This window comes from Mesorhizobium sp. M7A.F.Ca.US.007.01.2.1 (assembly GCF_003998165.1).
GTDB classification, from domain to species: Bacteria; Pseudomonadota; Alphaproteobacteria; order Rhizobiales; family Rhizobiaceae; genus Mesorhizobium; species Mesorhizobium ciceri.
On the sequence record NZ_RZQP01000012.1, the window covers coordinates 20,261 to 45,991 of the forward strand.

General features: G+C 63.3%; 25 protein-coding genes. 15 read left to right on the forward strand and 10 right to left on the reverse strand.

From position 1 onward, the window contains the following. Window positions 1-92 precede the first annotated feature (92 nt). The 4 genes from EN949_RS04070 (at window position 93) to EN949_RS04090 (ending at window position 4,337) form a co-directional block, all read left to right on the forward strand. Window positions 93-884: an ABC transporter ATP-binding protein gene (locus EN949_RS04070; protein WP_013530913.1), complete on the forward strand. Its 792-nt coding sequence runs from the start codon at window positions 93-95 to the stop codon at window positions 882-884. A gap of 411 nt (window positions 885-1,295) precedes the next feature. After that, window positions 1,296-2,174, forward strand: coding sequence for an ABC transporter permease (locus tag EN949_RS04080; protein ID WP_013530914.1), 879 nt, complete (start codon window positions 1,296-1,298; stop codon window positions 2,172-2,174). Continuing rightward, window positions 2,171-3,325 (forward strand): ABC transporter permease, encoded by a 1,155-nt coding sequence (locus tag EN949_RS04085; protein ID WP_013530915.1) that lies wholly within the window; start codon window positions 2,171-2,173, stop codon window positions 3,323-3,325. Before EN949_RS04080 ends, EN949_RS04085 begins: the two co-directional genes overlap by 4 nt. 40 nt (window positions 3,326-3,365) lie before the next feature. Then, complete coding sequence (locus EN949_RS04090; RefSeq protein ID WP_013530916.1) at window positions 3,366-4,337, forward strand: ABC transporter substrate-binding protein; 972 nt, start codon at window positions 3,366-3,368, stop codon at window positions 4,335-4,337. Between the two features lie 50 nt (window positions 4,338-4,387). Here EN949_RS04090 and EN949_RS04095 read toward each other — a convergent pair whose 3' ends face one another. Then, entirely contained in the window at window positions 4,388-4,846 is a 459-nt protein-coding gene (locus EN949_RS04095) for an Lrp/AsnC family transcriptional regulator (protein ID WP_024501498.1), read from the reverse strand. Between the two features lie 125 nt (window positions 4,847-4,971). On the opposite strand from EN949_RS04095, the gene EN949_RS04100 reads away from it, so the two are divergent. Continuing rightward, the gene (locus EN949_RS04100; RefSeq protein WP_127366260.1) at window positions 4,972-6,255 is read left to right on the forward strand and encodes a cystathionine gamma-synthase family protein; all 1,284 of its coding nucleotides are present in this window, start codon (window positions 4,972-4,974) and stop codon (window positions 6,253-6,255) included. A gap of 154 nt (window positions 6,256-6,409) precedes the next feature. After that, window positions 6,410-6,850 carry a CHRD domain-containing protein gene (locus EN949_RS04105; protein ID WP_013530918.1) on the forward strand — a complete coding sequence of 147 codons (441 nt, stop codon included), beginning with the start codon at window positions 6,410-6,412 and terminating at the stop codon, window positions 6,848-6,850. 211 nt (window positions 6,851-7,061) lie between these two features. On the opposite strand, the gene EN949_RS04115 is transcribed toward EN949_RS04105, so the two are convergent. From EN949_RS04115 to EN949_RS04125, 3 genes are all read right to left on the reverse strand, one after another. Further along, a complete protein-coding gene (locus tag EN949_RS04115; RefSeq protein WP_127366258.1) occupies window positions 7,062-8,711 on the reverse strand; it encodes a thiamine pyrophosphate-binding protein in 1,650 nt (549 codons plus the stop codon). Then, window positions 8,708-9,883, reverse strand: coding sequence for a CaiB/BaiF CoA-transferase family protein (locus EN949_RS04120; protein ID WP_127371152.1), 1,176 nt, complete (start codon window positions 9,881-9,883; stop codon window positions 8,708-8,710). The genes EN949_RS04115 and EN949_RS04120 overlap by 4 nt, the downstream gene beginning before the upstream one ends. 99 nt (window positions 9,884-9,982) lie before the next feature. After that, on the reverse strand, window positions 9,983-10,915 hold the full coding sequence (locus EN949_RS04125) for an alpha/beta hydrolase (protein WP_013530921.1): 933 nt from the start codon (window positions 10,913-10,915) through the stop codon (window positions 9,983-9,985). A 183-nt stretch (window positions 10,916-11,098) separates the two neighbouring features. On the opposite strand from EN949_RS04125, the gene EN949_RS04130 reads away from it, so the two are divergent. From EN949_RS04130 to EN949_RS04145, 4 genes are all read left to right on the forward strand, one after another. Further along, window positions 11,099-12,106, forward strand: a complete 1,008-nt coding sequence (locus EN949_RS04130) for a ribonuclease T(2) (protein ID WP_013530922.1) — start codon at window positions 11,099-11,101, stop codon at window positions 12,104-12,106. Window positions 12,107-12,270: 164 nt separating this feature from the next. Then, window positions 12,271-13,920, forward strand: coding sequence for an energy-dependent translational throttle protein EttA (gene ettA, locus EN949_RS04135; RefSeq protein ID WP_013530923.1), 1,650 nt, complete (start codon window positions 12,271-12,273; stop codon window positions 13,918-13,920). 43 nt (window positions 13,921-13,963) lie between these two features. Next, entirely contained in the window at window positions 13,964-14,731 is a 768-nt protein-coding gene (tam, locus tag EN949_RS04140; RefSeq protein ID WP_127366651.1) for a trans-aconitate 2-methyltransferase, read from the forward strand. Window positions 14,732-14,875: 144 nt separating this feature from the next. Then, entirely contained in the window at window positions 14,876-15,997 is a 1,122-nt protein-coding gene (locus EN949_RS04145) for a beta-ketoacyl-ACP synthase III (protein WP_013530925.1), read from the forward strand. A gap of 10 nt (window positions 15,998-16,007) precedes the next feature. On the opposite strand, the gene EN949_RS04150 is transcribed toward EN949_RS04145, so the two are convergent. Further along, window positions 16,008-16,574 carry an isoprenylcysteine carboxylmethyltransferase family protein gene (locus tag EN949_RS04150; protein WP_063168495.1) on the reverse strand — a complete coding sequence of 189 codons (567 nt, stop codon included), beginning with the start codon at window positions 16,572-16,574 and terminating at the stop codon, window positions 16,008-16,010. A gap of 197 nt (window positions 16,575-16,771) precedes the next feature. On the opposite strand from EN949_RS04150, the gene EN949_RS04155 reads away from it, so the two are divergent. Continuing rightward, window positions 16,772-17,389 carry an MOSC domain-containing protein gene (locus tag EN949_RS04155; protein WP_063168494.1) on the forward strand — a complete coding sequence of 206 codons (618 nt, stop codon included), beginning with the start codon at window positions 16,772-16,774 and terminating at the stop codon, window positions 17,387-17,389. 47 nt (window positions 17,390-17,436) lie between these two features. Here EN949_RS04155 and EN949_RS04160 read toward each other — a convergent pair whose 3' ends face one another. Next, window positions 17,437-18,276: an SDR family oxidoreductase gene (locus EN949_RS04160; RefSeq protein WP_063170269.1), complete on the reverse strand. Its 840-nt coding sequence runs from the start codon at window positions 18,274-18,276 to the stop codon at window positions 17,437-17,439. Between the two features lie 129 nt (window positions 18,277-18,405). After that, entirely contained in the window at window positions 18,406-19,371 is a 966-nt protein-coding gene (locus EN949_RS04165; RefSeq protein ID WP_063168493.1) for a D-amino acid aminotransferase, read from the reverse strand. 158 nt (window positions 19,372-19,529) lie between these two features. On the opposite strand from EN949_RS04165, the gene EN949_RS04170 reads away from it, so the two are divergent. Continuing rightward, entirely contained in the window at window positions 19,530-20,027 is a 498-nt protein-coding gene (locus EN949_RS04170) for a hypothetical protein (protein ID WP_127366652.1), read from the forward strand. A gap of 6 nt (window positions 20,028-20,033) precedes the next feature. Here EN949_RS04170 and EN949_RS04175 read toward each other — a convergent pair whose 3' ends face one another. Together EN949_RS04175 and tsaA are read right to left on the reverse strand one after the other, a co-directional pair. Beyond that, window positions 20,034-20,348: a DUF2293 domain-containing protein gene (locus EN949_RS04175; RefSeq protein WP_013530931.1), complete on the reverse strand. Its 315-nt coding sequence runs from the start codon at window positions 20,346-20,348 to the stop codon at window positions 20,034-20,036. Beyond that, window positions 20,345-20,884 (reverse strand): tRNA (N6-threonylcarbamoyladenosine(37)-N6)-methyltransferase TrmO, encoded by a 540-nt coding sequence (gene tsaA / locus EN949_RS04180; RefSeq protein ID WP_063168491.1) that lies wholly within the window; start codon window positions 20,882-20,884, stop codon window positions 20,345-20,347. Before tsaA ends, EN949_RS04175 begins: the two co-directional genes overlap by 4 nt. A gap of 122 nt (window positions 20,885-21,006) precedes the next feature. Between tsaA and EN949_RS04185 the strand changes: the two genes are divergently transcribed. Continuing rightward, a complete protein-coding gene (locus EN949_RS04185; RefSeq protein ID WP_013530933.1) occupies window positions 21,007-22,029 on the forward strand; it encodes a metalloregulator ArsR/SmtB family transcription factor in 1,023 nt (340 codons plus the stop codon). Next, complete coding sequence (gene metF, locus EN949_RS04190) at window positions 22,026-22,943, forward strand: methylenetetrahydrofolate reductase [NAD(P)H] (RefSeq protein ID WP_013530934.1); 918 nt, start codon at window positions 22,026-22,028, stop codon at window positions 22,941-22,943. Before EN949_RS04185 ends, metF begins: the two co-directional genes overlap by 4 nt. Window positions 22,944-23,381: 438 nt before the next feature. Here the strand turns inward: metF and EN949_RS04195 are convergent, their stop codons facing one another. Beyond that, entirely contained in the window at window positions 23,382-24,299 is a 918-nt protein-coding gene (locus EN949_RS04195; protein ID WP_127367776.1) for a DMT family transporter, read from the reverse strand. A gap of 208 nt (window positions 24,300-24,507) precedes the next feature. Here EN949_RS04195 and EN949_RS04200 point away from each other — a divergent pair, with 208 nt between their 5' ends. Beyond that, entirely contained in the window at window positions 24,508-25,728 is a 1,221-nt protein-coding gene (locus EN949_RS04200; protein WP_013530936.1) for an alanine racemase, read from the forward strand. Window positions 25,729-25,731 lie beyond the last annotated feature (3 nt).

Below are 25,731 nucleotides of genomic sequence, written 5' to 3' on the forward strand. Positions count from 1 at the left end.
GGGCCAAATGGGACAGGGCAAGTGGAAAACAACATCGCGATAAAAGCAATCGGATTCCAGCCGCAGGAACGGAAACAGGCAGGCGGCAGCCGATGACGGGGAATTCGCCAGCCGTCGTCGCGGCAAGCAAACTCGGGCTGACTTTCCAGACCAATGACGGGCCGGTGCAGGCGCTGTCCAATGTCGATCTCACCATCGGCAAGGGCGAGTTCGTCTCCTTCATCGGGCCTTCGGGCTGCGGCAAGACCACGCTGCTGCGCGTCATCGCCGATCTGGAGAAGCCGACCTCGGGGGCGATTTCCGTCAATGGCATGACAGCAGAGCAGGCGCGCGAGAAACGCGCCTATGGCTATGTCTTTCAGGCGGCGGCGCTGTTTCCGTGGCGGACCATCGAGCGCAATGTGGGGCTGCCGCTGGAGATCATGGGCCTATCCAGGGCGGAGCAAGGCGAGCGGATCAAGCGCACGCTCGGCCTCGTCAACCTCTCTGGATTCGAGAAGAAATATCCCTGGCAGCTCTCGGGCGGCATGCAGCAGCGCGCCTCGATTGCCCGTGCGCTGGCATTCGACGCCGACCTGCTGCTGATGGACGAGCCGTTCGGCGCGCTGGACGAGATCGTGCGCGACCATCTCAACGAGCAGCTGCTGGAATTGTGGGGACGCACCAACAAGACCATCTGCTTCGTCACCCACTCCATTCCGGAGGCCGTCTATCTGTCGACGCGCATCGTCGTCATGTCGCCGCGCCCGGGCCGTGTCAGCGACATCATCGAATCGACGCTGCCGAGAGAGCGGCCGCTCGACATCCGCGAGACGCCGGAGTTTCTGGCGATCGCAGCGCGGGTGCGGGACGGGCTGCGCGCGGGGCACAGCTATGATGATTGAGGGGCAGGATGAGCTTCCTCCTCTCCCCAACGGGGAGAGGGTGGCCGGAGCGAAGCGGAGGTCGGGTGAGGGGGCGGCCAACCGCGCCATCCTAGGGCGCCGCGAAGCGGCGCGCGTAAAGGGAGCGGCCAACCACGCTTTTGTCATCCTAGGGCGGAGCAGGCACGAAGCGGCCTGCGCAGACCCTAGGATCCATGCCGCGACGTCCGCCGAAGGGCGCAAGCGGCTGAGAATACCCGCCAAGCAGGGCGAGGCACAGGGAGCCATGTTCAGCACCGTTGCGGAGCATAGAGGTAACGGCATGGATCCTAGGGTCTGCGCCGCGTCGCTTCGCTCCTTGCTTCGCCCCAGGATGACGAAGACCTGGGATTGCCGCCCTCTCCTGTTGGCGAGAGGAGGGGAGCGACCCTGATGGACACCTTCCGCGATAAGCTCGTTCCCGTCACCTCCATCCTCGTTGGCGTGATCGCGCTCTGGTATGTCTTCGCCGTCATCCTCAACACGCCGTTCCAGCGCGATCTCGATCGTCGCGCCGGTGAAACATCCACGTTCAGCGAACTCATCGGCAAGACGCTGTCGCAGCCGAAGCCGACATTGCCGGCGCCGCACCAGGTGGCGGTGAATTTCTTCGAGAACACCTTCCTGCGGCCCATCACCTCCAACCGCAGCCTGGTCTACAATGCCTGGGTGACGCTTTCGTCGACGCTGCTCGGCTTCGCTTTCGGCACGGCGCTCGGCATCATCATCGCCGTCGGCATTGTCCATGTGGCGACGCTCGACCGCAGCCTGATGCCGTGGATCATCGCCTCGCAGACCATTCCCATCCTGGCTGTGGCGCCGATGATCATCGTCGTGCTGGGGGCGATCGGCATCAGCGGGCTCGTCCCGAAGGCGATGATTTCGACCTATCTGTCGTTCTTCCCGGTGACTGTCGGCATGGTGAAGGGGCTGCGCTCGCCCGAGATCATGCATCTCGACCTGATGCACACCTACAATGCCAGTCGCGCGCAGACCTTCTGGAAGTTGCGCGTGCCTGCTTCGGTGCCGTTCCTGTTCACCTCGATGAAAGTGGCGGTGGCGGCAAGCCTGGTCGGCGCCATCGTCGGCGAACTGCCGACTGGCGCTGTCGCCGGCATCGGCGCCAAGCTGCTCGCCGGCGCCTATTACAGCCAGTCCATCGACATCTGGTCGGCGCTGGTCGCCGGTTCGGTGGTGGCCGCCCTTCTGGTCATGGTGGTCGGCATTGCCGGGCGCCTCGTCGACCGCGCCATGGGCGGGAGGCCGGCATGAACTGGCTGAAACCCTCCTGGCAGGCAGTGCTGGCGATCGTGCTGTGCCTGATCGCAGTGGCGCTCGGCCCGATCGCCGCGCCGAAAGTCGATCCACTGGCGCAGCCTGCAGGGACGTTGATATATCCCTATGTGGCGACGACCTGGCTGATCTTCGGCGTTCTGCTTGTCGCTGCTTTGATCTCGACGGCCAGAATACCGTCCATCGTCGAAGCCGTTGTGCTTTTCATCGGCGCGCATTTGCTCGCGTGGCTGCTGATTGGAGGCATCACCGGTTTCGAAGGCCTGGCGCGGACGCCGTACTTCCTGCTTCTCACCGCCGCATGGCTGCTTGGCTGGCGCTGCGTGGCGGTGCTGTCATCATTGCGTCCCTTCGCCAAATGGGCTCGCACCGCGCTGCGCCTGATCATCCCGGCCATCTTCGGCGCCTGGATCCTGATCATCTGGGAAGCGGTGACGCGTGGGGCCGGCATACCCTTCATCCTGCTGCCGCCGCCAAGTGCCATCGGCGCGCGCATCGCCGGTTCGCTGCCGGTGCTCGGCGCCGATGTCCGCCAGACCATCTTCAAGGCGGTCATCTTCGGTTATGTCGTGGGCAGCGGCGCCGGCTTCATCACCGCGGTGCTCGCTGACCGTGTGCCTTTCCTGCGGCGCGGCCTGCTGCCGATCGGCAACATGGTCTCGGCGCTGCCGATCATCGGCGTCGCGCCGATCATGGTGATGTGGTTCGGCTTCGACTGGCAGTCCAAGGCGGCGGTGGTCATCATCATGACCTTCTTCCCGATGCTGGTGAACACGGTCGCCGGTCTGGCCGCCTCCGGCCATATGGAGCGCGACCTGATGCGCACCTACGCGTCGGGCTACTGGCCGACGCTCTTGAAGCTTCGGCTGCCGGCAGCAGCTCCCTTCATCTTCAACGCGCTGAAGATCAACTCGACGCTGGCGCTGATCGGCGCCATCGTTGCCGAGTTCTTCGGCACGCCTGTCGTCGGCATGGGCTTCCGCATCTCGACCGAGGTCGGGCGGATGAACATCGACATGGTCTGGGCCGAAATCGCAGTTGCAGCACTTGCGGGTTCGGTCTTTTATGGCGTGGTCGCTCTTGTCGAAAGAGCCGTCACGTTTTGGCATCCCTCTGTCCGTGGTGGATAGGGGCGGTGGGTTTAGGGCACTAACTTCAGAGGGTAACAAAATGAAAAGACTGATTATTCCCGTTCTGGCTGGCGCGATGTCGCTTGCCGCTTTCCAGGCAATGGCCGCCGACAAGGTGACGTTGCAGCTGAAATGGGTCACGCAGGCCCAGTTTGCCGGCTACTATGTCGCCAAGGCCAAGGGTTTCTATGAGGCCGAGGGTCTCGACGTCGACATCAAGCCGGGCGGTCCCGATATCGCGCCCGAGCAGGTGATCGCCGGCGGTGGTGCCGACGTTATCGTCGACTGGATGGGCGGTGCGCTGGCTGCCCGCGAAAAGGGCGTGCCGCTGGTCAACATCGCCCAGCCGTTCAAGAAGGCCGGCATGGAACTGGTCTGCCCGAAGGACGGCCCGATCAAGACCGAAGCCGACTTCAAGGGCCACACGCTCGGCGTCTGGTTCTTCGGCAACGAGTATCCGTTCTACGCCTGGATGAACAAGCTCGGCCTGAAGACCGAGGGCGGCCCGGACGGCGTCACGGTGCTCAAGCAGAGTTTTGACGTGCAGCCGCTGATCCAGAAGCAGGCGGACTGCATCTCGGTCATGACCTACAACGAATACTGGCAACTGATCGACGCCGGCTACAAGCCGGAACAGCTGACCGTGTTCAACTACTCGGCCATGGGCAACGACCTGCTCGAGGACGGGCTCTATGCGTCCGAAGACAAGCTCAAGGATCCGGCCTTCGAAGACAAGATGGTGCGTTTCGTGCGCGCCTCGATGAAGGGCTGGAAATACGCCATCGACAACAATGACGAAGCCGCAGGCATCGTCATGGACGGCGGCGGTCAGGACGAGAACCACCAGAAGCGCATGATGAGCGAAGTCGCCAAGCTGATCGACAATGCCGACGGCAAGCTTGACCCGGCGACCTACGAGCGCACCGCCAAGGCGCTGCTCGACCAGAAGATCATCACCAAGGAGCCGACCGGCGCCTACACCACCGCCATCACCGACAAAGCGGTCAAGTAAGCCTAGCCGGCAACACATCTATCCAGAAAGCGGCGCCTCCGGCAGAAATGTCAGAGGCGCCGTTCCTTTATGGTGTTCATGACGAAGCTGGTCTCGATCGAGGCGACGCATTTCAGCCGCGCGATCTTTTCCTTGATGAAGCGCTCGTATTGTTCGAGGCTTCCCGTCACCACTTTCAGCACATAGTCGCGCGAACCGGTGACGAGGTGGCATTCCAGCACCTCTTCCCAGCCGCGGATCGCGTCCTCGAACATCACGATCTCGTCTTCGTTCTGGCGGCTGAGCCGGATGGTGGCGATGGCGACCATGCTCCAGCCGAAGGCTGAGGGATCGACCAGCGTGGTGTAGCCTCTGATGACCCCGGTCTCCTCCAGCCGCCGCACACGCCTCAGGCAGGGCGACGGCGACAGGCCGATGCGCTCGGCAAGCTCGTTGTTGGTGATGCGGGCGTCGGCCCGCAGCTCACGCAGGATTTTCAGGTCGAAATCGTCGGCTATCTTCTGCTGCATTTTCGGTCTCTCCAGGCAATTTGTTGCGGGGATGCAGCCATGTGAGCCCAAAAATAGCAAGGATTGATGGAACGAGATCGCATAAATTGCCGTTCACTATTTCACTCGAACAGGCAGGAAAAGCCATGACCGCGCCACGCCCGTCGAAAAGCCATATCGGCAACCACAAGCTCCACCCGGAGACGCTGATGCTGAGCTATGGCTTCGATCCGCAGCTTTCGGAGGGCGCCGTCAAGCCGCCGGTGTTCCTGACCTCGACCTTCGTGTTCAAGTCGGCGGAGGAGGGACGCGACTTCTTCGACTACACCTCCGGCAGGAAGGAGCCGCCGAGCGGCACCGCCTCCGGCCTGGTCTATTCGCGCTTCAATCATCCCAACAGCGAGATCGTCGAGGACCGGCTGGCGATCTATGAGGGGACGGATGCCTGCATCCTGTTTTCATCGGGCATGTCGGCGATCGCCACGACGCTGCTCGCCTATGCCCGTCCGGGCGACGTCATCCTGCATTCGCAGCCACTCTACGGCGGCACGGAGACGCTTTTGACGCGCACGCTCTCCGGTTTCGGCATCGGTGCTGTCGGTTTCGCGGATGGCGTGGACGAGCCGGCAGTGCGCACGGCCGCCGACGCGGCCGTCGCGAAAGGCCGCGTGTCGATCATCCTGATCGAGACGCCGTCAAACCCGACCAACAGCCTGGTCGACCTCGCGCTGATGCGCAAGATCGCCGACGAGATCGGCGCGAGCCAAGGGTCTACGCCGATCATCGTGTGCGACAACACATTGCTGGGTCCGGTGTTCCAGCGGCCGATCGAACATGGTGCCGACGTGTCGGTTTATTCGCTGACCAAATATGTCGGCGGCCATTCCGACCTGATCGCAGGTGCCGCCATGGGCAGCAAGGCTATCACCAAGCCGATCAAGGCGCTGCGCGGCGCGATCGGCACGCAGCTCGACCCGCATTCCTGCTGGATGCTCGGCCGCTCGCTGGAGACGCTGTCGATCCGCATGGAGCGGGCCAACGACAATGCTCGCCTGGTTGCCGAATTCCTGCGCGACCACGCCAAGGTCGACAAGGTGCACTACCTGCCGTTTCTGGGCGAGAATACGCCGGCCGGCCGCGCCTACAGGGCGCAATGCAGCGGCGCCGGATCAACCTTCTCCTTCGACATCAAGGGCGGGGAGAAGGCGGCTTTCGCCTTCCTCAACGGATTGCAGATCTTCAAGCTGGCGGTGAGCCTCGGCGGAACGGAATCGCTGGCCAGTCACCCCGCGGCCATGACCCATTCGGGCATTCCCTTCGAGGTGCGCCAGCGCATCGGCGTGCTGGAGACCACGGTCAGGCTGTCGATCGGCGTCGAGCATCCGGACGATCTGATCGCCGACCTGACGCAGGCGCTGGCGGCGGTCTGACCGCTATCGCTAAAGCCGGACAGGACGGCCCCTAGGATCTCTATACGTCATCACAAAAACGTGTGGTTGGATACATTGTGCCGCCAGGCCGTTCCGTTGGCGCATGCGCGCGCCGGGGAGCCGCGACGCGTGCACAGTCAATCGGAGGTTCTTCATGCGCACCCAATCCTTCTTACCGGCGCTGTCGGCGCTGGCCATTTCGACCGCTTTCCTGTTCGCATCGCCGGCCCTGGCAGCCATGGAAAAGTTCAAGGCGACACTAGACGGCAGCCAGCAGAGCCCGCCCGTCACCACGAAGGGTAAGGGCACGGCCACTTTCACCTTCGACACGACCAAGAAGAAGCTCAACTGGAACGTCAAATATTCCGGCCTCAGCGGACCGGCGACGGCCGCGCATATCCATGGCCCTGCGGCGATGGGTGAAAACGCCGACCCTGTCATCCCGTTCAAAAAACTCAAGAGCCCGATCAAGGGGTCGGAGACGCTCACTGATGCCCAGGCGGCTGACCTTGAGGCCGGCAAGTATTACGTCAACGTCCACACCAAAGCGAACCCGAATGGGGAGGTCCGCGGCCAGATCGAGAAGGCGAAGTAGCTGACCGTTGAAGGTTGGCGGGACAGCGCCCCCCTCTGTCCTGCCGGACATCTCCCCCTCAAGGGGGGAGATCGAATGTACTTCGGGTTTCGCCAATCGCCAGTGTTGGAAGAAGGGCGAGACGACGAAACTGCCAATCTCCCCCCTTGAGGGGGAGATGCCCGGCAGGGCAGAGGGGGCGTGAAGGAACTCGACTTGCCCCGGTCGGCTCTCAAACCTTGTCGCGGATCTGGGTCATCGTCCGGGTCGGGGTGATCGCTTCGGGGTCGAGCCGGATCTCGACGATCGCCGGCTTGCCGCTGGCGCGGGCGCGTTCGAAGGCCGGGGCGAAGTCCGCCGTCTTCTCGACCGTTTCGCCATGGCCGCCATAGGCGCGGGCGAGAGCCGCGAAATCGGGGTTCTTGAGGTCGGTGGCCACCACGCGGCCGGGATATTCGCGCTCCTGATGCATGCGGATGGTGCCGTAGATACCGTTGTTGACGACGACGACGATGATCGGCAGGTCGTATTGCACGGCAGTGGCGAATTCCTGCCCGTTCATCAGGAAGCAGCCGTCGCCGGCGAAAGCGACCACGGTGCGCTCTGGAAACAGCTCTTTGGCGGCGACTGCCGCAGGCGTGCCATAGCCCATCGAGCCTGACGTCGGTGCACCTTGAGTGGCGAAGCGGCGGAAGCGGTGGAAACGATGCACCCAGGTGGCATAGTTGCCGGCGCCGTTGGTGAGGATGGCGTCGTCGGGCAGCATCTTTTCGAGATAGTTCATGATCGGGCCCATCTGGACCGGGCCGGGGCCGCTTTCGGGTGGTGTCGACCAGTCGAGATAGGCGGCATGCAGCTTTGGCGTCTCGGCTGCCCAGACGGGTGCGGAGGCCGGCTTGCGTTTGGCGAAAGCGTCGACGAAGGCGGACGGCGAGGCGTTGATCGCCAATGCCGGCCTGTAAACGCGGCCGAGCTCGCCGGAATCGGCATGGACATGGACCAGTGTCTGGGCCGGGTAGGGGCTTTTCAGCAGCGTGTAGTCCGAGGAGGGCATTTCGCCCATGCGGCCGCCGATCAGCAGCACGAGGTCGGCCTGCTTGATCGCTGTGGCCAGCTTCGGGTTGATGCCTATGCCGACATCGCCGGCATAGTTCGGATGCAGATGATCGAACAGCATCTGGCGGCGGAAGGAACAGCCGACCGGCAGCGACCAGGCCTCGGCGATCGTGCGCATTTGTGCAACCGCCTCGGCGTCCCAGCGCGTGCCGCCAAGGATGACGAAAGGCCGCTTGGACTTGGCCAGCAGCTTTTCCAGCGCATCGAGTTCCGCTTCGCCGGCCCGTGTTTCCACCTGTGTGTGCGGCAAGGCGACGGGCGCCTCGACGACACTGGTCAGCATGTCTTCGGGCAGCGAGATCACCACCGGGCCGGGACGGCCCGATGTCGCCACGGCGAAGGCGCGGGTGACGAATTCTGGGATGCGCGAGGCGTCGTCGATCTCGACTACCCATTTGGCGATGTCGCCGAAGAACCTCTTGTAATCCACCTCCTGGAAAGCCTCGCGCTCTTTGGCGTGGCCGGCGACCTGGCCGATGAACAGGATGACGGGTATCGAATCCTGCATGGCGATGTGGATGCCGGCCGAGGCATTGGTGGCGCCGGGGCCGCGGGTGACGAAGCAGATGCCGGGCTTGCCGGTCAGGCGGCCGTGGCAATCGGCCATCATGGCGGCACCGCCTTCCTGGCGGCAGACGATGGTGCGGATCGCTGAATCGTGCAGCGCGTCGAGCACCGCCAGATAGGATTCACCGGGCACGCAGTAGATGCGGTCGGTGCCGTTGGCTTCGAGCGCGTCGACGATGAGTTGTCCGCCGGTCTTCATTGTCCAGACTTCTCCAGTTCGGCAAGGATTTCTTGCGTGTGCTCGCCCAGGCGCGGCGAGGGGCGCTCATAGACCAGCGGCGTGCCCGACATCACCATCGGCGCGCGCACCGAAGGCAGAAGATTGCCATGGCCGTCGTCCAGGTCGAGCCGCATGCCGCGCGCGATCGTCTGCGGGTCGGCGAACATCTGGCCGATCGTGTTGATCGGGCTCGCCGGCACGCTGGCCGCTTCGAGCTTTGCCAGCAGCGGATCGCGATCAAAAACCTTCAGCGCCTCGACCATGCGTTCGCGCAACTTGACCCGGTTAGCGACCCGGGCAGGATTGGTGGCGAAGTCGGGATTGGCAGGCAGATCGTCCAGCCCGACGGCAGCGCAGAATTTGGCGAACTGGCCGTCATTGCCCACCGCCAGGATGATGTGCCCATCCCGGACCGGCACCACCTCGTAGGGGGCGATGTTCATATGCGCATTGCCCATCTGCACCGGCGATCTGCCGGAGACGAGATAGTTCAAATTCTGGTTGCCGAGCGCCGAGATCTGGGTGTCGAAAAGCGCCATGTCGACATGCTGACCTTCCCCGGTCTGCTCGGCATGGCGCAGTGCTGCCTGGATGGCGATGACCGAATAAAGGCCGGTGAAGATGTCGGAGATGGCGACGCCCGCCTTTTGCGGCTCGCGGCCGACCTCGCCGGTGATCGACATCATGCCGGCCATGGCCTGGATGATAAAGTCGTAGCCGGCGCGCGGCGCATAGGGTCCGTCCTGGCCGAAACCGGTGATCGAGCAGTAGACGAGGCGCGGGTTGATCTTGCGCAGGCTGTCATAGTCGAGGCCGTATTTCTTCAGGCCGCCGAGCTTGAAGTTCTCGATCAGCACGTCCGAAGTGGCGACCAGCCGGCGCACCGTCTCGGCGCCTTCCGGGGTCGAGAAATCGATGGCGATGGAGCGCTTGCCGCGATTGCAGGAATGGTAATAGGCGGCCGACAGGTTCTCGCCGTCCTTGCCGATGACGAAGGGCGGGCCCCATTTGCGGGTGTCGTCGCCGCCATCGGGGCTCTCGACCTTGATGACATCGGCGCCGAGATCGGCAAGCAACTGCCCGGCCCATGGCCCGGCAAGGATGCGGGCGAGTTCGACGACGCGGACGCCTTTCAGCGGGGGCTCAGCCATGGATCACCGTGGTTGCCGCAATCACTGCGATTGCTGCGAAAGCAGAGCCTCTATCAAGCCCTGCAACGGCTGTCACGGCTCTTGCAATGGGCCAATCCGTCACGCTTTGAGGACTTCGTCGGCCCAGGCGGCGAAATCATCCATGATAATGTCGCGATTCACCTCGTTCAGGCTTTCGTGGCGGGTGTCGGCGTAAACCTTTGAAACCAGATTCGAAAAGCCCATCTTGCGCATGCGATTGGCAAGATGGGTGATCCCTTTGCCATAGTCGGAAGCCGGATCCTTCTCGCCGCCGACGATGCTGACGGGCAGGTCGCGCCGGATACCGGCAAAGCCGGCATCCTTGCCGCCGTTCAGCGCCATACCGACGACGTCGCGCCACATCGACACCGAAGCGTCCCAGCCGCACAAGGGATCGGCAATGTATTTCGCCACTTCCGCTTCGTCGCGCGACAGCCAGTCGAACACTGTGCGGTGATTGGGCACCGCCTTGCCCCAGGCCTGGAAGGTGAGTTTCGGCAGCAGGCGCGATGGCACGTCGGAGCCGAGCCGCATCCGTTCCCAGGCAAGGATGCCGAGCGCAAGCTGCCCAAGCGGGCCTTGGGAGAAATTGCCATTCCAGATTGCTGCCGCGTGAACGCGTGGCGAGTGGCGCAACAGGTAGTTCAGCGCCACCGACGCACCCATCGAATGGCCAAACAGGATGACCGGTCTGTTTGGCCGTTCGCGGGCGATGAGATCATGGATGACGTCGACGTCGGCGATCACCTTGGCGGCACCGTCCCTGTCGGCGAACCTGCCGAGCGGAGCGTCGGACGCCTTGGTCGCGCCGTGGCCGCGATGATCGTGGACATAGACGTCGAAACCGCGCGAGCCAAGAAAATCGGCAAAGCGGGCATAGCGCGCTGCGTGCTCGGCTAGCCCGTGATTGATCTGGACGACGGCGCGTGCCCGGCCATCGGCCTGCCTGACGAAAAGATTGAGCTCGGCACCGGTCGGCGAGGCAACCACGCGCTGCTGGCTGAATGACATGCCGCCTGGTCCCGCCCCTGCTTTTGTCGTCGTTGGCTTTGTTTGCGCCGGCCCACATTATGCGTCAATCCGGCAAACCCGCTTTTCGCGACGATGTTTCTTGCGTTCGGTCAGCAAAATATCGCAATTCTGACATGGAGACAGCTTCAGTCTGTCGCCCACTTCTTCAGCCGGGGATTCTCCATGCGCATCGGTGTCGTTTTCGGATTGGCCATGTTGGCGGCGTCGCTGGCCGGGGCCGCGCATGCCGACGTGAAGATGAGCGGCAGCTTCGTCGCCGACGCCGCCTGTCCGGCGACGCAGGCGATCAAGAACGGCAAGAACCCCGGCAATGTCTCGACCGATGCCGGGCAGAGCTATCAGCTGCTTGCCGGCAACAAGGATACGCCGACGCATTATCTCATCCTGGTGCCGGGCGCCGATCCGGAGCGCCGCTGGGTGAAGGTCAGCTGCGGCCATGTTTCCGGCAGCAGCGCGGCGACCGTGCCGGCCGCGCCTGACGGGCAAGGCAAGCCGGCGGCATCGGGGAAGCCCGAATACGTCTTCGCGCTGAGCTGGCAGCCGGCGTTTTGCGAGACAAAGTCGAACAAGACCGAATGCAGGGCACAAAGTGCCGGCGATTTCGACGCCACGCATTTCACCTTGCACGGCCTGTGGCCGCAGCCGAATGGCAATTTCTATTGCCAGGCGACGGCGAGTGACAAGGCCAACGACAATCCGGCCCACTGGAAAGACCTGCCGCCGGTCAATCTTGACGCCAACACCCGCACGGAACTCGATCAGGTGATGCCTGGAACGGCCTCCCACCTCGAACGGCATGAATGGATCAAGCACGGCACCTGCTACGGCAAGAGCCAGCAGGACTATTTCTCCGACGCGCTGAATTTGATGCGCGCGGTGAACAGTTCGCCGGTGCGCGATCTCTTTGCCAAGAACATCGGCGGCAAGCTGACGGCCGACCAGATCCGCGGCGCTTTCGACACTGCCTTCGGGGCGGGAGCAGGGGACCGCGTGCGCGTTTCCTGCGTCATCGATCCGTCGAGCGGCAGGCGGCTGATCGGCGAACTGACCCTCGGCCTCGCCGGCCCGATCGGCCCGAACAGCGCGCTCAAGGACCTGCTGCTGGCTTCGGTGCCGACCAACAAGGCAGGCTGCCCGACCGGCACCGTCGACGCTATCGGGTTCCAGTAAGGGCGGCTGAACGGCCCCCAGACTGCACGAGCAGCGGTCCACACTTGTCCGTGTGATTGGCCTGATCTGGCAAAAGCGATTGCCGTTCGCCGCCGCATCGCCTACATAGCGGCCAACCTCCATTCAATTCGACAAATCCAGTCGGTTTTTCAGGGAAAGCGCGCGTGGCACGCCAGTTCATCTATCACATGGCCGGCCTCAACAAGGCCTATGGCACCAAGAAGGTGCTCGAGAATGTCCATCTCTCCTTCTATCCGGACGCCAAGATCGGCATCCTCGGCCCCAACGGTTCGGGCAAGTCGACGATCCTCAAGATCATGGCCGGGCTCGACAAGGAGTGGAACGGCGAAGCGTGGCTCGCCGAAGGCGCCACTGTCGGCTACCTGGCGCAGGAGCCGGCGCTCGATCCGGACAAGACCGTGTTCGAAAACATCATGGAAGGCGTCGCCGCCAAGACCGCCATCATCGAGCGCTACAACGAATTGATGATGAACTATTCCGACGAGACGGCCGACGAGTCGGCCAAGCTCCAGGACGAGATGGATCGGCTCAACCTGTGGGACCTCGAACAGCAGGTCGAGATGGCGATGGAAGCGCTGGGCTGCCCGCCCAAGGATTCGGAAGTCACCAAGCTTTCGGGCGGCGAGCGCCGCCGCGTCGCGCTTTGCCAGCTTCTGCTGCGCCAGCCCGACCTTCTGCTGCTCGACGAACCGACCAACCATCTCGACGCCGAAACCACGGCATGGCTGGAAAAGCATCTGCGTGCCTATCCGGGCGCCGTGATGATCATCACCCACGATCGCTACTTCCTCGACAACGTCACCGGCTGGATCCTCGAACTCGATCGCGGCCGCGGCATTCCCTATGAGGGCAACTACACCAAGTACCTCGAAGCCAAGGCCAAGCGGCTCAAGCAGGAAGGCCGCGAGGACGATGCACGCCAGCGCGCCATCGGCCGCGAGCGCGAGTGGATCCAGTCGAGCCCGAAGGCCCGCCAGACCAAATCCAAGGCGCGTATCCAGGCCTTCCAGGATCTTTTGGATGCAGCCGACAAGCGGCGTCCGAGCGACACGCAGATCGTCATTCCGCATGGCGAGCGGCTCGGCAATGTGGTCATCGAGGCGGAAGGCCTGTCGAAGGGCTTTGGCGATACGCTGCTCATCGATGGCCTGGAATTCAAGCTGCCGCCGGGCGGCATCGTCGGCGTCATCGGCCCGAACGGCGCCGGCAAGACGACGCTGTTTCGCATGATCACCGGCCAGGAAAAGCCGGATGCGGGTTCTGTGCGCGTCGGCGAAACGGTGAAGCTCGGCTATGTCGACCAGAGCCGCGATGCTCTCGATCCGTCGAAGACGGTGTGGGAAGAGATTTCCGGCGGCGCAGAAGTGGTCAAGCTCGGCAAGTTCGAGGCCAACACGCGCGCCTATTGCGCGTCGTTCAACTTCCGTGGCGGCGACCAGCAGCAGAAGGTCGGCAACCTCTCCGGCGGCCAGCGCAACCGCGTGCATCTGGCCAAGATGTTGAAGACCGGCGGCAATGTGCTGCTGCTCGACGAACCGACCAACGATCTCGACACCGAAACGCTGGCCGCGCTCGAAGACGCGCTGGAAAATTTCGGTGGCTGCGCGGTCATCATCTCGCACGATCGCATGTTCCTCGACCGCCTGGCGACGCACATCCTCGCCTTCGAGGGCGACAGCCATGTCGAATGGTTCGAGGGCAATTTCGAGGATTACGAGCAGGACAAGATCCGCCGCCTCGGGCCGGATGCCGTCAACCCGCACCGCATGACCTACAAGAGGCTGACGCGGTAGGGGGTTTTCCGGGCGGCGATCTCAACCGGCATGAGGAGCTCAAATGGCTGATTGGTCCGCCGCCCAATATCTGAAATTTGAAGACGAGCGCACGCGGCCCGCGCGGGATCTTGTGGCGCAGGTGCCCGTCGACTTTCCACGCCGGGTCGTCGACATCGGCTGCGGGCCTGGCAACTCGACCGAACTGCTTGTCGGGCGCTGGCCGGATGCCGGGGTGAGCGGCTTCGACACTTCGCCCGACATGATCGAGAAGGCGCGGGCTCGCTTGCCCGAGGTCACCTTTGATCTGGCCGATGCCTCCAAATGGCAGCCGGCGGAGCCGGTCGACGTGATTTTTGCCAATGCGGTGTTCCAGTGGCTGCCCGAGCATCCCGCAGTCTTCCAGCGGCTGATGGGTTTCCTCGCGCCAGGCGGCGCGCTGGCCGTCCAGATGCCCGACAATATGGGCGAAGACTCGCACCGCCTGATGCGCGAGACCGCCGCCGAAATGCCGTTTGCCGAAAAGTTCAAGGGCGCGGCACGCGGGCCGTTGCCGCCGGTGTCGTCCTACTATGACCTCCTGTCGCCGCACAGTGATCGGCTGGATATCTGGCATACCATCTACAACCACCCGCTTGCCGACGCCGAAGCGATCGTCGAATGGGTGAAGTCGACGGGCCTGAAACCGTTCCTCGATCCGCTGGATTCCGACGAACGGGCGATGTTCCTCGAAAGCTACACGGCCAAGATCGCCAAGGCCTATCCGAAAACGGCTAGCGGTAAGGTGCTTTTGCGCTTTCCACGCATCTTCATCGTTGCCAAGCGGGCCTGATTATCCATGTTGCACGAGGACCAGTCCGGCCTAAACCTTTGGTTTAAGCCGGCGTAAACCGACGCGGTGAGAAAACTGTTGCGCCGGAGCATTCCGGCGCCCACATGAAGCCCGCAACGCCTGCGGATGGGACGGACTGGATATATGCATCGCGTCATCATCAGCGGCATCGGCGTTGAAATTCCCGAACCCACAATCACCAATGAAGAGCTGGTGGCCAGCTTCAATGCCTGGGTCGACGCGGAGAATGCGCGCCGCCTGGGCACCGACGAGCCGCCGCTGGCGAAATCGGATAGCGACTTCATCGTCCACGCTTCGGGCGTGCGCACCCGTCATGTCATCGAGCGCGAAGGCATTCTCGACCCGACCCGCATGTCGCCGCGCATTCCGGCTCGGCCCGACGATGCGCTGTCGCTCGAAGCCGAGTTCGGCATCGCCTCGGCGAAGAAGGCTCTCGAGCATGCGGGGCTACAGCCGTCGGATATAGACCTGGTGATCTGCTCGGCCTCGCATCACCAGCGGCCCTATCCGGCGATCGCCATCGAAATGCAGGAGGCGCTGGGCACGAAGGGCGCAGGCTTCGACATGGGGCTCGGCTGTTCTTCGGCGGCGGCGGCCTTGCACATCGCCGTCAATTTGGTGCGGTCGGGCGCGCACAAGCGCATTCTGGTGACGACGCCCGAGATCATCACCGGCCATCTCAATTTCCGCGACCGGCAGACGCATTTCATTTTCGGCGACGCTTCGGTGTCGATGGTGGTCGAAGGCCTGGCCAAGGGCGACAAGCGGCCGGGGCGCTTCGAGGTGCTCGACACGCGCATCTGGACGCAGATGTCGAACAACATCCGCACCAATCTGGGCTACCATACCCGCACCGCCCAGGATGATCCCTACATGATCAATCTGGAAGGCAACCTGATCAAGCAGGTCGGCAACAAGGTGTTCAAGGAAGTCACCGTCGCCGGGCAGAAATTCATCGTCGAATTCCTCGCCGAGCACGGGCTGACGCCGCAGGCGATCAGGCGCTTCTGGCTGCATCAGGCCAATGCGCGGATGAATGCGATGATCCTGAAGCTGTCGTTCGGCCACGAGGTCGATCACGACCGCGCGCCAATGGTGCTGGAGCGGCTGGGCAACACGGCGGGCGCCGGGGCCATCGTCGCGCTGTCGGAGAACCACGCCGATATGAAGCCGGGCGATTTCGGTCTGATCTGCGCCTTCGGCGCGGGCTATTCGATCGGCGGCGCGCTGCTGAGAATGCTTTGAGGCTGCCGCGTCATGCTGGTGCGAACGGCACCAGCATCGGAACGCGCGCGGCATAGTCGTCATAGGCGCTGCCCAGTTCGCCGCGCAGGAAATTTTCTTCCAGCCTGGCTTTCGTCACGATGCCGATGATGAGCAGCGCGGTTCCGGCTATGCCCCACATGGTGCCCTTGGCTGCCATGGTGGCGAGGATCGCCAGCAGCAATCCGGTGTAGATCGGATGCCGGACAAGGCCATACGGGCCGGTGTTGACGACACGGTGCCCGGCCTTGGCGGTGATGGTGCCCGACCACAGCCTGCCGAGATGCAGGCGCGCCCACCAGGCAAAGGCGATGCCGATGGCGATCAGGGCGACACAGATCCAGGCTTCGGGGAGATCAGGCATCCACAGCCTGAGCCGGCCTTCATAGCCGTGCGCCGGAATGAACAGCAGCACCGCGCCGGCTATCCAGAGACCCCGATAGCGGGCCTCCGCCTTGAACCCGGCGCGCTTCTGGGCAGGGTCGGACCACAAAGCGGCGACGGCCCAGCTTCCTGCCCAGATCAACCAAAGCAACGTGATTGCCGTCACAGGTCGCATGATCAGCCTCCGCAAACCGTCTGGACGTCACTATGAAACCGGCACCGCGCGCCGGCAATGCGGTGCGAGATCGATGACAGGTAAGAAAAGCGTGATCGCGATCCTATCGGTGCTGTTGATCGGACGATCAGCACTTTCGACTGGACGCCGCGAAGCGCGCCCGGCTAATTCGCTGGATGACGAATAGAAAGAACGCCATGCCGGATCTCTTCCCCGAGGCTGAAAAGCCGGTTGAAATCATTGCCGCGCGAAAGCTTGCCGCCAGGGCGGCAGCGCTTTACGTGGCGCCGGCGGATCATTTTCAGACGCGCCCGGTGGACGAATTGCGGCTGGGTTTCGACGGCATTTCAGGCGATTTCCATGCCGGGCCGACACGGCGCTCGGGCGGGCGCGAGCCCTGGTATCCGCGCGGCACTGAAATGCGCAACGAACGGCAGCTGTCGATCGTGGCAGCGGATGAACTCGCCATCGTCGCCGAGCGCATGCGCCTGGCCGAGATCAGGCCGGAGTGGATCGGCGCCAATCTTGTGATCGAAGGGGTGCCGAACCTCTCCATGCTGCCGGCCGGCACGCTGCTGTTCTTCAAGGGCGGCGTGACAGTCAAGGTCGACGCGCAGAATGGTCCGTGCCGCATCGCCGGCCGGTCGATCGCGGAGAACGCCGGAATGGCCGACGTCGAAGCCGGCGCTCTGCTGTTCCCGAAAGCGGCGAAGCGGCTGCGCGGCATTGTCACCTGGGTAGAGAAGCCAGGCACGGTTAGGGCAGGCGAAGAGATATCGCTGCGCGTGCCGGAGCAGTGGATTTATCAAGCCTGAGGGCCGGCTACGCCGCCCATGGAGCGGCGCAGCAAAAGCGCTGGACTTCAGCCCTTGCGGTTCTTCTTCACGCCTTGCGCCATGATGGAAACGTCGTCCCACTTCTCCCAGGTGGCAATGCGGTTGGCGTATTCCTGCTTGATCATCGGCAGGCCGCCATCGCCGAAGAATACCCGCAGCGGCGGCTCGGCGGCGTCGACAATGGCCAGCATGGCCGGCCCGGTGGCGTCTGGATCGCCGGCGACCGAATTGGCGCGGCGCTCGGCCATCTTGGCACGGGCGGGCGCATAGGCCTCGATCGGTTGGGATACCTTGGCCGACGGCCCGGCCCAGTCGGTGGAGAAACCGCCCGGCTCGACCAGCGTCACATGGATGCCGAATTCCGCGACCTCGATGCTGAGCGACTGGCTGAAGGCCTCCAGCGCCCATTTCGAGGCGTGGTAGAGGCCGAGCGAGGCAAAGGCATTGACGCCGCCGATCGACGAGATCTGGATGATGTGGCCGGAACGCTGTGCCCGCATGATCGGCAGTGCGGCCTGAGTGACCCACAGAGCGCCGAAGACATTGGTTTCGATCTGGTCGCGAGCTTCCTGTTCGCTGACCTCCTCGATGGCGCCGAAATGGCCGTAGCCGGCATTGTTGATGACGACGTCGAGCCGGCCAAAACGCTTGTGCGCCTCGGCGACAGCGGCATCGACGGCTTTCTTGTCGGTGACGTCGAGCTTTATCGCGGCAATCCTGTCGCCGTATTTCTCGACGAGATCGGCGAGGGTGCCAGCATCGCGGGCGGTTGCCGCGACGCGGTCGCCTCGGGCGAGTGCAGCCTCGGCCCAGACGCGGCCAAAGCCCTTCGACGATCCGGTGATGAACCAAACCTTGTTTGTCATGATCTTGGAGTCCTTGCCCCTGCGGGCGTGATTTTGGATGAAAGCGGAGGCTTCTCCGCTTTCGGGCATATACGGTCGATCCTCTGATTTTCCAGAGGCGACGGGAATCTTTTGACAAAGACGCCTGAATTATCGGAGATAATTCACCTGAGACGACCAGGCCGGGTCCTCGTGCTTTTGCCAGTAGCGCGCCATCAGCCGGCTGGTGATCGGTCCGACCTTGCCATTGGCGATCGCCGCGCCGTCGATCTCCGTCACCGGCATGATGCCGCCCGCAGTGGAGGTGATGAATACCTCGTCGGCCTCGCGCAATGCGGTGACGCTGAGATCGGTCGCCGTGGCGGCAAGGCCTTCTTCTGCACAGAGATCGAAGACGGTGCGGCGGGTGACGCCGGGCAGCACGCCGGTGGCCGGCGTCGACAGTTTGCCGTCCTTGACGCAGAAGACGTTGAAGCCCGGGCCTTCGGCGACATTGCCGTTGAAGTCGAGGAGCAACGCGGTCTCTGCACCGCGGTCATAGGCATCGTAGAGGCCGCGCACCAGATCGAGCCAGTGGTAATTCTTGATCGCCGGGTCGATCGAGGCCGGCGGAATACGCATCTTGTCGCTGATGGCGACGCGCAGGCCGCGCTGCAGCTGCTCGGCATTGGCGACCGAGCCGAACGGCACGGCGAAGGCCATGAAGCGGTTGACCGCCTGGCGCGGGTCGCGGCTGAAGGTCGGAGAGGCGCCGCGCGTGCACAGCATTTCGACATAGGCGGCGCGATGACCGGACAGCGCTACGCAATTGTGCAAGATTTCGGTCACGCCGTCGCGGTCGAAGGGAATGGTCATGCGCAGCTTTTCCAGCCCGCCGAGGAAGCGGTCGAGATGCAGATCGAGGCGGAAGAAGCGGCCGTTCCAGACATGCACGGTGTCGTAGGTTGCGTCGGAATGCAGAAAACCCCAGTCCAGCACCGAGATCTTGGCCTGCGACATCGGCAGGTATTGGCCGTCGAGAAAGGCGATGCCGTCGGGGTAGGAATGCGGGTCGACATGGCGGTCGCCAACCACGGGCAGTTGCTTCTCGTCCTGTGTCGTCGCCGTGTGGCTCATTGGGGCTTCCTGTCACGCAAGGCAAGATCAGTAGGCTATCGGCGCTGGGCAGAAGGCATAGAGCCACCCGCCCGGTGCTGTTCGGCCTCGATGACGATCTCGTCGATACATTGGATCGGAATTGCCTTAGATTGCGCGCTCTGAACGGGAGGGGGAAGATGGGCAGGCTTGGGGCCGTCATAGCAGCCATGACGATGTTCGCCGCTGCGGGCGAAGCCAGCGCCCAGTGCGCGCGCGAAGGCGATGAATTGTGCCAGGGCGGGCAGACCTATCGCTGCGAGAAAACCGGCAGCGAATTGACACCGATCTTCCAGAACCTGCCTTGCGCGGTGCCGTCGCTGAGCGGCACCTGGGTCGGCAGCGGCCATCAAAGCCCGGCGGGTGACGCCGGGGCCGACTGGCCGATCGCCATGACCATCAACGATGGCAGCGCGTCGATCGACTATCCGTCACTCGGCTGCGGCGGATTGCTGTCACAGACGTCCAGGGACGGCATTTCGGCGGAATACCACGAGAGCATCACCTACGGTCAGGACAAATGCATCGACGGCGGCAACATCACCGTCAGGTTTTTCAAGGAAAATCTGTCCTGGACCTGGATCGGCCAGGCCGATGGTCAGCCCTATAATGCGGTCGCAGTGCTTAAGCGGAAGTAGCCGTGGTCATTCCTCCTCGTCATCCGCGTCGAGCAGGCGCGTCGCGCGCCAGCGGGTGAGCACGACGTTGGTCTGCTCGATGACGAAGAAACGCGCCGAGTCGCGGTCGTAACCTTCGCTCAGCAGTTTCTCGTAATCTGTGTGCATGTGGCGGATATGGGCAATCGTCGCCAGCCATACGGCGATGCCTGGTGGCAAGGTCTTCATGTGGACCGCGCCGGCGTCGCCGCGGATCTTCTCCATGTCGGCATAGGGTGCCAGCGGCAGAAGTGCTGTCAGCGCCTTGGCGATGGCGCGGCGGCGACCGGTGGGCGCCGTCATCGCCGAACCCCGTTGGGCTCGTCGCGTCCTTCGATGGTCGCCTCGGCAATGGCGTCGGTCGAGGCGAAATAAGGTTTGATGTCGATGACCGGAGTGCCGTCGAGCACGTCGATGGCGTCGAGATCGATGCGGCCGGTGTTCTGGTCGAGCCCGACGAGCCTGGCCACATGCAGCCCGATTGGGTTGGGGCGGGCAGGGGAGCGCAGCGAAAATACGCCTTTTGCTTCGGCCGCATGGCGTGGTTTCTGCACAATCAGGTCCCGCGGCGCGTGATGCAGCCAGGACAGGATGATGACGTGGCTGGCGCGCTCCAGCCCCCGTAAGCCATTTCGGTAGGGCGCGTCGATGGTCAGCACTGCCTTCTGCCCGGTCTCGCGCGCGGCGCGCATGTTCTTCGGGCAGGTTTCGCGCGTCGTCCACGGCGAGGCAATGCGGCCGATGAAGACGATGCCGTCATCCGGCGGCATCAGGGCGGGATCGTTTTCCAGCCTCTGCTCGCCTTCGCGGGCCTCGAACATCTCACGCGGTCCAGTCATGGCCCATGTCTCTTAAAACGCCACACAAGCGGCATTTTCTTGTCCGGAAGCGACATAGCGCTTGCAAGGTTTCGAAAACTGACATAAACATATGTTTATATCTTTTCAAAGAGAATACGCTGATGCATGTCTCGCTCGACACTATGGTGGATACGTTAAAGGCGGCGGCCGAATCCAGCCGATTGCGCATACTGGCACTTCTGTCGCGCGGTGACCTCACCGTTTCCGATCTTACCGAAATTCTCGGCCAGTCGCAGCCGCGCGTTTCGCGGCACCTGAAGCTGCTTCTGGAGGCAGGGCTGATCGGCCGCTACCAGGAAGGGTCCTGGGCCTTCTTCCGCCTGTCGGATGCGGATTCCGCGCGTGACTTCGTCATGGGCCTGGTTTCCGGCATTCGCGGCGCCGATCCGCAGGTCGAGCGCGATCTTGAGCGCCTGGCCTCGGTCAAGCGCAAGCGGCAGGACCGGGCGGTCGAGTATTTTTCCGTGAATGCGGCAAGCTGGGACCATATCCGCTCGCTTCATGTGCCGGACCGCGCCGTCGAAGCCGCAATGCTGAAACTGGTCGGCAAGCGGCCGTTTCAGTCGATGCTCGATCTCGGCACCGGCACCGGGCGGCTGCTCGAAATCTTCTCGCCGCTCTATCGGCGCGGTGTCGGCATCGACATGTCGCGCGAGATGCTGACCGTGGCGCGCGCCAATCTCGACAAGGCCGGCGTTTCGAACGCGCAGGTTCGGCAGGGCGACATCTTCGCGCCGCCGGTCGAGCGCGATGCCTTCGATCTCGTCACCATCCATCAGGTGCTGCACTATCTCGACGATCCCGCCCGCGCCATCCACGAGGCGGCTCGGCTTTTGCGTCCGGCAGGACGCCTGGTCATCGTCGATTTCGCGCCGCATGCGCTGGAATTCCTGCGCGAGGAGCATGCGCATATGCGGCTCGGCTTTTCCGACCGGCAGATCGCCGACTGGTTTTCGGAAGCCGGCCTCGATCTCGAAGATGCCCAGGAGTTCGAGCCGCGCGGTGGCAATGAGGCGAGGCTCACCGTGAAACTCTGGCTCGGCCGCGATCGGCGCCTGCTGATTGCCGATCCTTCCAACGACACAAGGCAGGCCAAAGCGAACTCGATGGGGGAAATCGCATGAACCAGTTCCGCTTTTCCCGCCGCCCCGACATCGGCGACAAGGTCAGGGTTTCCTTCGAATTCTTCCCGCCGAAGACGGACGAGATGGAAGCGAGGCTGTGGGAGACGGTCACAAGGCTGGAGCCGCTGAAGCCGAAATTCGTCTCGGTGACCTACGGCGCCGGCGGCTCGACACGGGAGCGCACCGCGCGCACTGTAAAGCGCATCCTGACGGAAACCGGTATTCCTGCAGCGGCGCATCTGACCTGCGTCGGGGCAACGCGCGACGAGGTCGATGCGGTCATCCAGGATTACAAATCGATCGGCATCAACCGGTTCGTGGCGCTGCGCGGCGACCCGGCCTCCGGCGTCGGCGAGCCCTACCGGCCGCATCCCGGTGGCTACGAGAATGGCGCGGAACTGGTCGCCGGGCTCAAGACGATCGCGGATTTCGACATCTCCGTCGCGGCTTACCCGGAAAAGCATCCGCAAAGCCCCGATTTCGCCACCGACATCGAGATGCTGAAGCGCAAGGTCGACAATGGCGCGACGCGGGCGATCACCCAGTTCTTCTTCGACAACGATCTCTACGAGCGCTATGTCGAGCGCGTCCGCCGCGCCGGCATCTACATCCCGATCGTGCCGGGTATCCAGCCGGTTCACAGTTTCAAGCAGGTCGCGAACTTTTCAGCGAGGGCGGGCGCGCATGTGCCCGGCTGGCTGGCGGAGCGTTTCGAAGGCCTCGACAAGGACCCGCAGACGCATGCGCTGGTGGCATCGGCGGTGGCAGCCGAACAGGTCATGGACCTGGTCGAGCGCGGTGTCGGCGATTTCCACTTCTACACCATGAACCGCGCCGATCTGGTCTTTGCCATCTGCCATATGATCGGTATTCGCTCGCACGAGGCGGCGGCCGCCGGATCAGCCGCGGCATGAGGTCGGGCTCAACAACAAAAGGCCGGGAAAACCCGGCCTTTTGAATTGGTTGGACTATTTGGGTGCTGGTCTTCCCCGCTTTGGCGGTCAGGGAAGGAAGCCCATAATGAGGGCTCCGATAAAGGCGAACGCAGCACAGATCATCAATGCGTTGATAGGCCTCGTAAGTCCCATGACATAGCCTCCTCTTAAAGAGCTATGTCATGGAGTCTAGGTTCATTTGTGCCACAGGCAAGCGGAAAATGTGCTGCATTGCGACGTGATTGTGAAATCCGCGACATGTCTTTTGCCGTTAGGCTTTGAAACTCCTAGGCAAATACCGACTTCAGACCTGTGAATAAAATGTGGCCGGCTCGTGTCGCTGCCGTGTCATGGCAGCGCTACCGCCGCGAAAGTCGAATTCGACTTTCGCGGCGATGTGGGGGTTCAAAGGACGCGCTAACGTCTTCCAAGGACGCGCCCGTCGATGGTGATGAGGCCGAGCGCGATCAGCACCACCCCGCCGATTTCGAACAGCTCCAGCCGCTCGCCTAGGAACAGGAAGCCGAGCAGCATGGCGCTGGCCGGCACAACAAGCGTGACCAGCGAGGCGTTGGTAGCGCCCGCCGAGGCGACGAGGTTGAAATAGAGGATGTAGGCGACGGCTGTGGACAGAAGTGCCAGCGCCAGCACCGCCGCCCAGACCGGCGGCGAGGCCGAGAACAGGCCGGATGGGCCGTAGGTGAAGAGCACGATCGGGATCATGATGATGGTCGATGCGGTCAACTGCCCGGTGGCGACGACCGGCGAGGGCACGCCCTTGAAGCGGCGGGCGACCATCAGCGCAATGCCATAGGACAGTGAAGCGCCGATCAGCGCGAATTTGGCCCAGACCGGGCCGCCGAGCCCGGCAAGCAGGCCGGGGCCGATCATGACGGCCGTACCGGCGATGCCGAGCGCAATGCCGGCGAGCTTGTTCCAGGAGAGCTTTTCGTCCGATGTCAGCGCATTGGCGAGAATCAATGTCCAGAACGGCGTCGTGGCGTTGAGCACCGAGGCGACGCCGGCGCCAAGCTCCGTCTGGCCGGCGAAGATCAGCGAAAAGGGCACCACATTGTTGGTGAGCGCCAGCAGGAAGAACAGGCCGGCATGGGGAAGGGCGAGGCGGAAGGACGGGCCACGCAGACCGAGATAGATCTGCAGCGCGATCGCCGCGATGGCGACGCGAAACAGCACCAGCACCAGCGGATGAAGTTCCGCCACCGCGATGCGGGCAAAAAAGAACGAGCCGCCCCAGATCGCGCCGAGCAGCAGGAGCTGCCCCCAGTCCTTGAGCACCATCGGCCCGCGCGGTGCTGATGTCGCGGCTATTGCCATGTGAGTCGCCCTCCCAGACGGCCTGAATGCCAGTCAGTCAGGCAGAAGCCATATCGGACTCAGTGACAAGAGCCACCCGAAACCTGATCGCTGGCAAACGTTGCTGGCAAAGACCCAGCGCCCCAGCGTCAGCCGCACGAGACACAGAATTGTTTTCATTAGCCGCTAGCTTGGATTAATTGTGCGCAGCCGAAGTGAGGATTCGTCCATGCAGCGATTCGAGAATGCCCGCGAGGCGGCACTGGCGCTTCGTCCGGACGATCCGGTCTATTGCTTCCGCCCGCAAGTGCTGATGGCGGATGCCAGGCAGTTCATGGGCATGTTCCCCGGCAAGACCGCCTATGCGGTCAAGACCAATGGCGAGCAGATCGTGCTGAAGACGCTGGTCGAAGCCGGCGTCAAGGCTTTCGACGTCGCTTCGCCGGGCGAATTCGCTGCCGTGCGTGCCGTCTCCCCCGATGCCGAGATGCTCTACATGCACCCGGTCAAGGCGCAGTCGGACATCAAGCTGGCGCTGGAGAAATACGCCATCCGCGTCATTTCGCTCGATCATGAGGACGAGATCACCAAGCTGACGCGTGTGGTGCGGGCTCTCGACATCGATCCGGGCTCGATCAGCGTGTTCGTGCGGGTGCAGACCAAGGGGCATGCCGCCTACGAACTGTCGAAGAAGTTCGGCGCCGGGCCGGCCTATGCCGTCGAGCTCGCCGAGCGGCTGAACCGCACCGGCTACAAGGTCGGCCTGTGCTTCCATGTCGGCAGCCAGATCGAGGATCCCGACACCTATGAGCGGGCGCTGGCTTCCGCCGACTGGGTGCGCAACCGGCTGACCTTCGATATTGCCGGGCTCGATGTCGGCGGCGGTTTCCCCGCCGAATACGGCCACGACCCTAACCGCAAGCAGATCGAGATGCCGTCGCTTGGCCAGATCATGTCGCGGCTGTCGGGCGATCTGAAGGAGTATCAGTTCGACCAGATGCCGCTGGTGGCTGAGCCCGGCCGGGTGATCGTGGCGCGCTGCCTGTCGTTGATCGTGCGGGTGCTGCTGCGCAAGGGCAAGCGGCTCTACATCAATGACGGCATCTGGGCATCGCTGTCGGATTCATGGACCGGCAAGATCACGCTGCCGGCGCGCTTCATTCCCGACCCGGCGATCCGCTCGCGCAATGGCGAGGAGAAGAACATCGTGCCGTTCAAGGTCTGCGGCGCGACCTGCGATTCCGTCGACATCCTGTCGCGGCCGTTCTGGCTGCCGGAAACGGTCGATACCGGCGACTGGATCGAGATCGGCCATATCGGCGCGTATTCGCTGTCGCTGAGGACCCGCTTCAACGGCTTCTATCCCGACACCTTCGTCGAGGTGACGACGCCGTTCGACGAGGGCGACGCGCCACAGGGTTTTGCCAGTTTGGAGACGATGGCGGATTGAGGG

Coding starts and splice junctions, on each gene's coding strand:
- EN949_RS04165 (WP_063168493.1), bottom strand. CDS start 19,371: ATGAGCCACACGGCGACGACACAGGACGAGAAGCAACTGCCCGTGGTT.
- EN949_RS04105 (WP_013530918.1), top strand. CDS start 6,410: ATGCGCACCCAATCCTTCTTACCGGCGCTGTCGGCGCTGGCCATTTCG.
- EN949_RS04090 (WP_013530916.1), top strand. CDS start 3,366: ATGAAAAGACTGATTATTCCCGTTCTGGCTGGCGCGATGTCGCTTGCC.
- EN949_RS04070 (WP_013530913.1), top strand. CDS start 93: ATGACGGGGAATTCGCCAGCCGTCGTCGCGGCAAGCAAACTCGGGCTG.
- EN949_RS04155 (WP_063168494.1), top strand. CDS start 16,772: ATGCCGGATCTCTTCCCCGAGGCTGAAAAGCCGGTTGAAATCATTGCC.
- metF (WP_013530934.1), top strand. CDS start 22,026: ATGAACCAGTTCCGCTTTTCCCGCCGCCCCGACATCGGCGACAAGGTC.
- EN949_RS04130 (WP_013530922.1), top strand. CDS start 11,099: ATGCGCATCGGTGTCGTTTTCGGATTGGCCATGTTGGCGGCGTCGCTG.
- EN949_RS04150 (WP_063168495.1), bottom strand. CDS start 16,574: ATGCGACCTGTGACGGCAATCACGTTGCTTTGGTTGATCTGGGCAGGA.
- EN949_RS04195 (WP_127367776.1), bottom strand. CDS start 24,299: ATGGCAATAGCCGCGACATCAGCACCGCGCGGGCCGATGGTGCTCAAG.
- EN949_RS04145 (WP_013530925.1), top strand. CDS start 14,876: ATGCATCGCGTCATCATCAGCGGCATCGGCGTTGAAATTCCCGAACCC.
- EN949_RS04085 (WP_013530915.1), top strand. CDS start 2,171: ATGAACTGGCTGAAACCCTCCTGGCAGGCAGTGCTGGCGATCGTGCTG.
- EN949_RS04170 (WP_127366652.1), top strand. CDS start 19,530: ATGGGCAGGCTTGGGGCCGTCATAGCAGCCATGACGATGTTCGCCGCT.
- EN949_RS04160 (WP_063170269.1), bottom strand. CDS start 18,276: ATGACAAACAAGGTTTGGTTCATCACCGGATCGTCGAAGGGCTTTGGC.
- EN949_RS04120 (WP_127371152.1), bottom strand. CDS start 9,883: ATGGCTGAGCCCCCGCTGAAAGGCGTCCGCGTCGTCGAACTCGCCCGC.
- EN949_RS04095 (WP_024501498.1), bottom strand. CDS start 4,846: ATGCAGCAGAAGATAGCCGACGATTTCGACCTGAAAATCCTGCGTGAG.
- EN949_RS04115 (WP_127366258.1), bottom strand. CDS start 8,711: ATGAAGACCGGCGGACAACTCATCGTCGACGCGCTCGAAGCCAACGGC.
- EN949_RS04185 (WP_013530933.1), top strand. CDS start 21,007: ATGCATGTCTCGCTCGACACTATGGTGGATACGTTAAAGGCGGCGGCC.
- tsaA (WP_063168491.1), bottom strand. CDS start 20,884: ATGACTGGACCGCGTGAGATGTTCGAGGCCCGCGAAGGCGAGCAGAGG.
- EN949_RS04200 (WP_013530936.1), top strand. CDS start 24,508: ATGCAGCGATTCGAGAATGCCCGCGAGGCGGCACTGGCGCTTCGTCCG.
- EN949_RS04100 (WP_127366260.1), top strand. CDS start 4,972: ATGACCGCGCCACGCCCGTCGAAAAGCCATATCGGCAACCACAAGCTC.
- EN949_RS04080 (WP_013530914.1), top strand. CDS start 1,296: ATGGACACCTTCCGCGATAAGCTCGTTCCCGTCACCTCCATCCTCGTT.
- EN949_RS04125 (WP_013530921.1), bottom strand. CDS start 10,915: ATGTCATTCAGCCAGCAGCGCGTGGTTGCCTCGCCGACCGGTGCCGAG.
- EN949_RS04175 (WP_013530931.1), bottom strand. CDS start 20,348: ATGACGGCGCCCACCGGTCGCCGCCGCGCCATCGCCAAGGCGCTGACA.
- tam (WP_127366651.1), top strand. CDS start 13,964: ATGGCTGATTGGTCCGCCGCCCAATATCTGAAATTTGAAGACGAGCGC.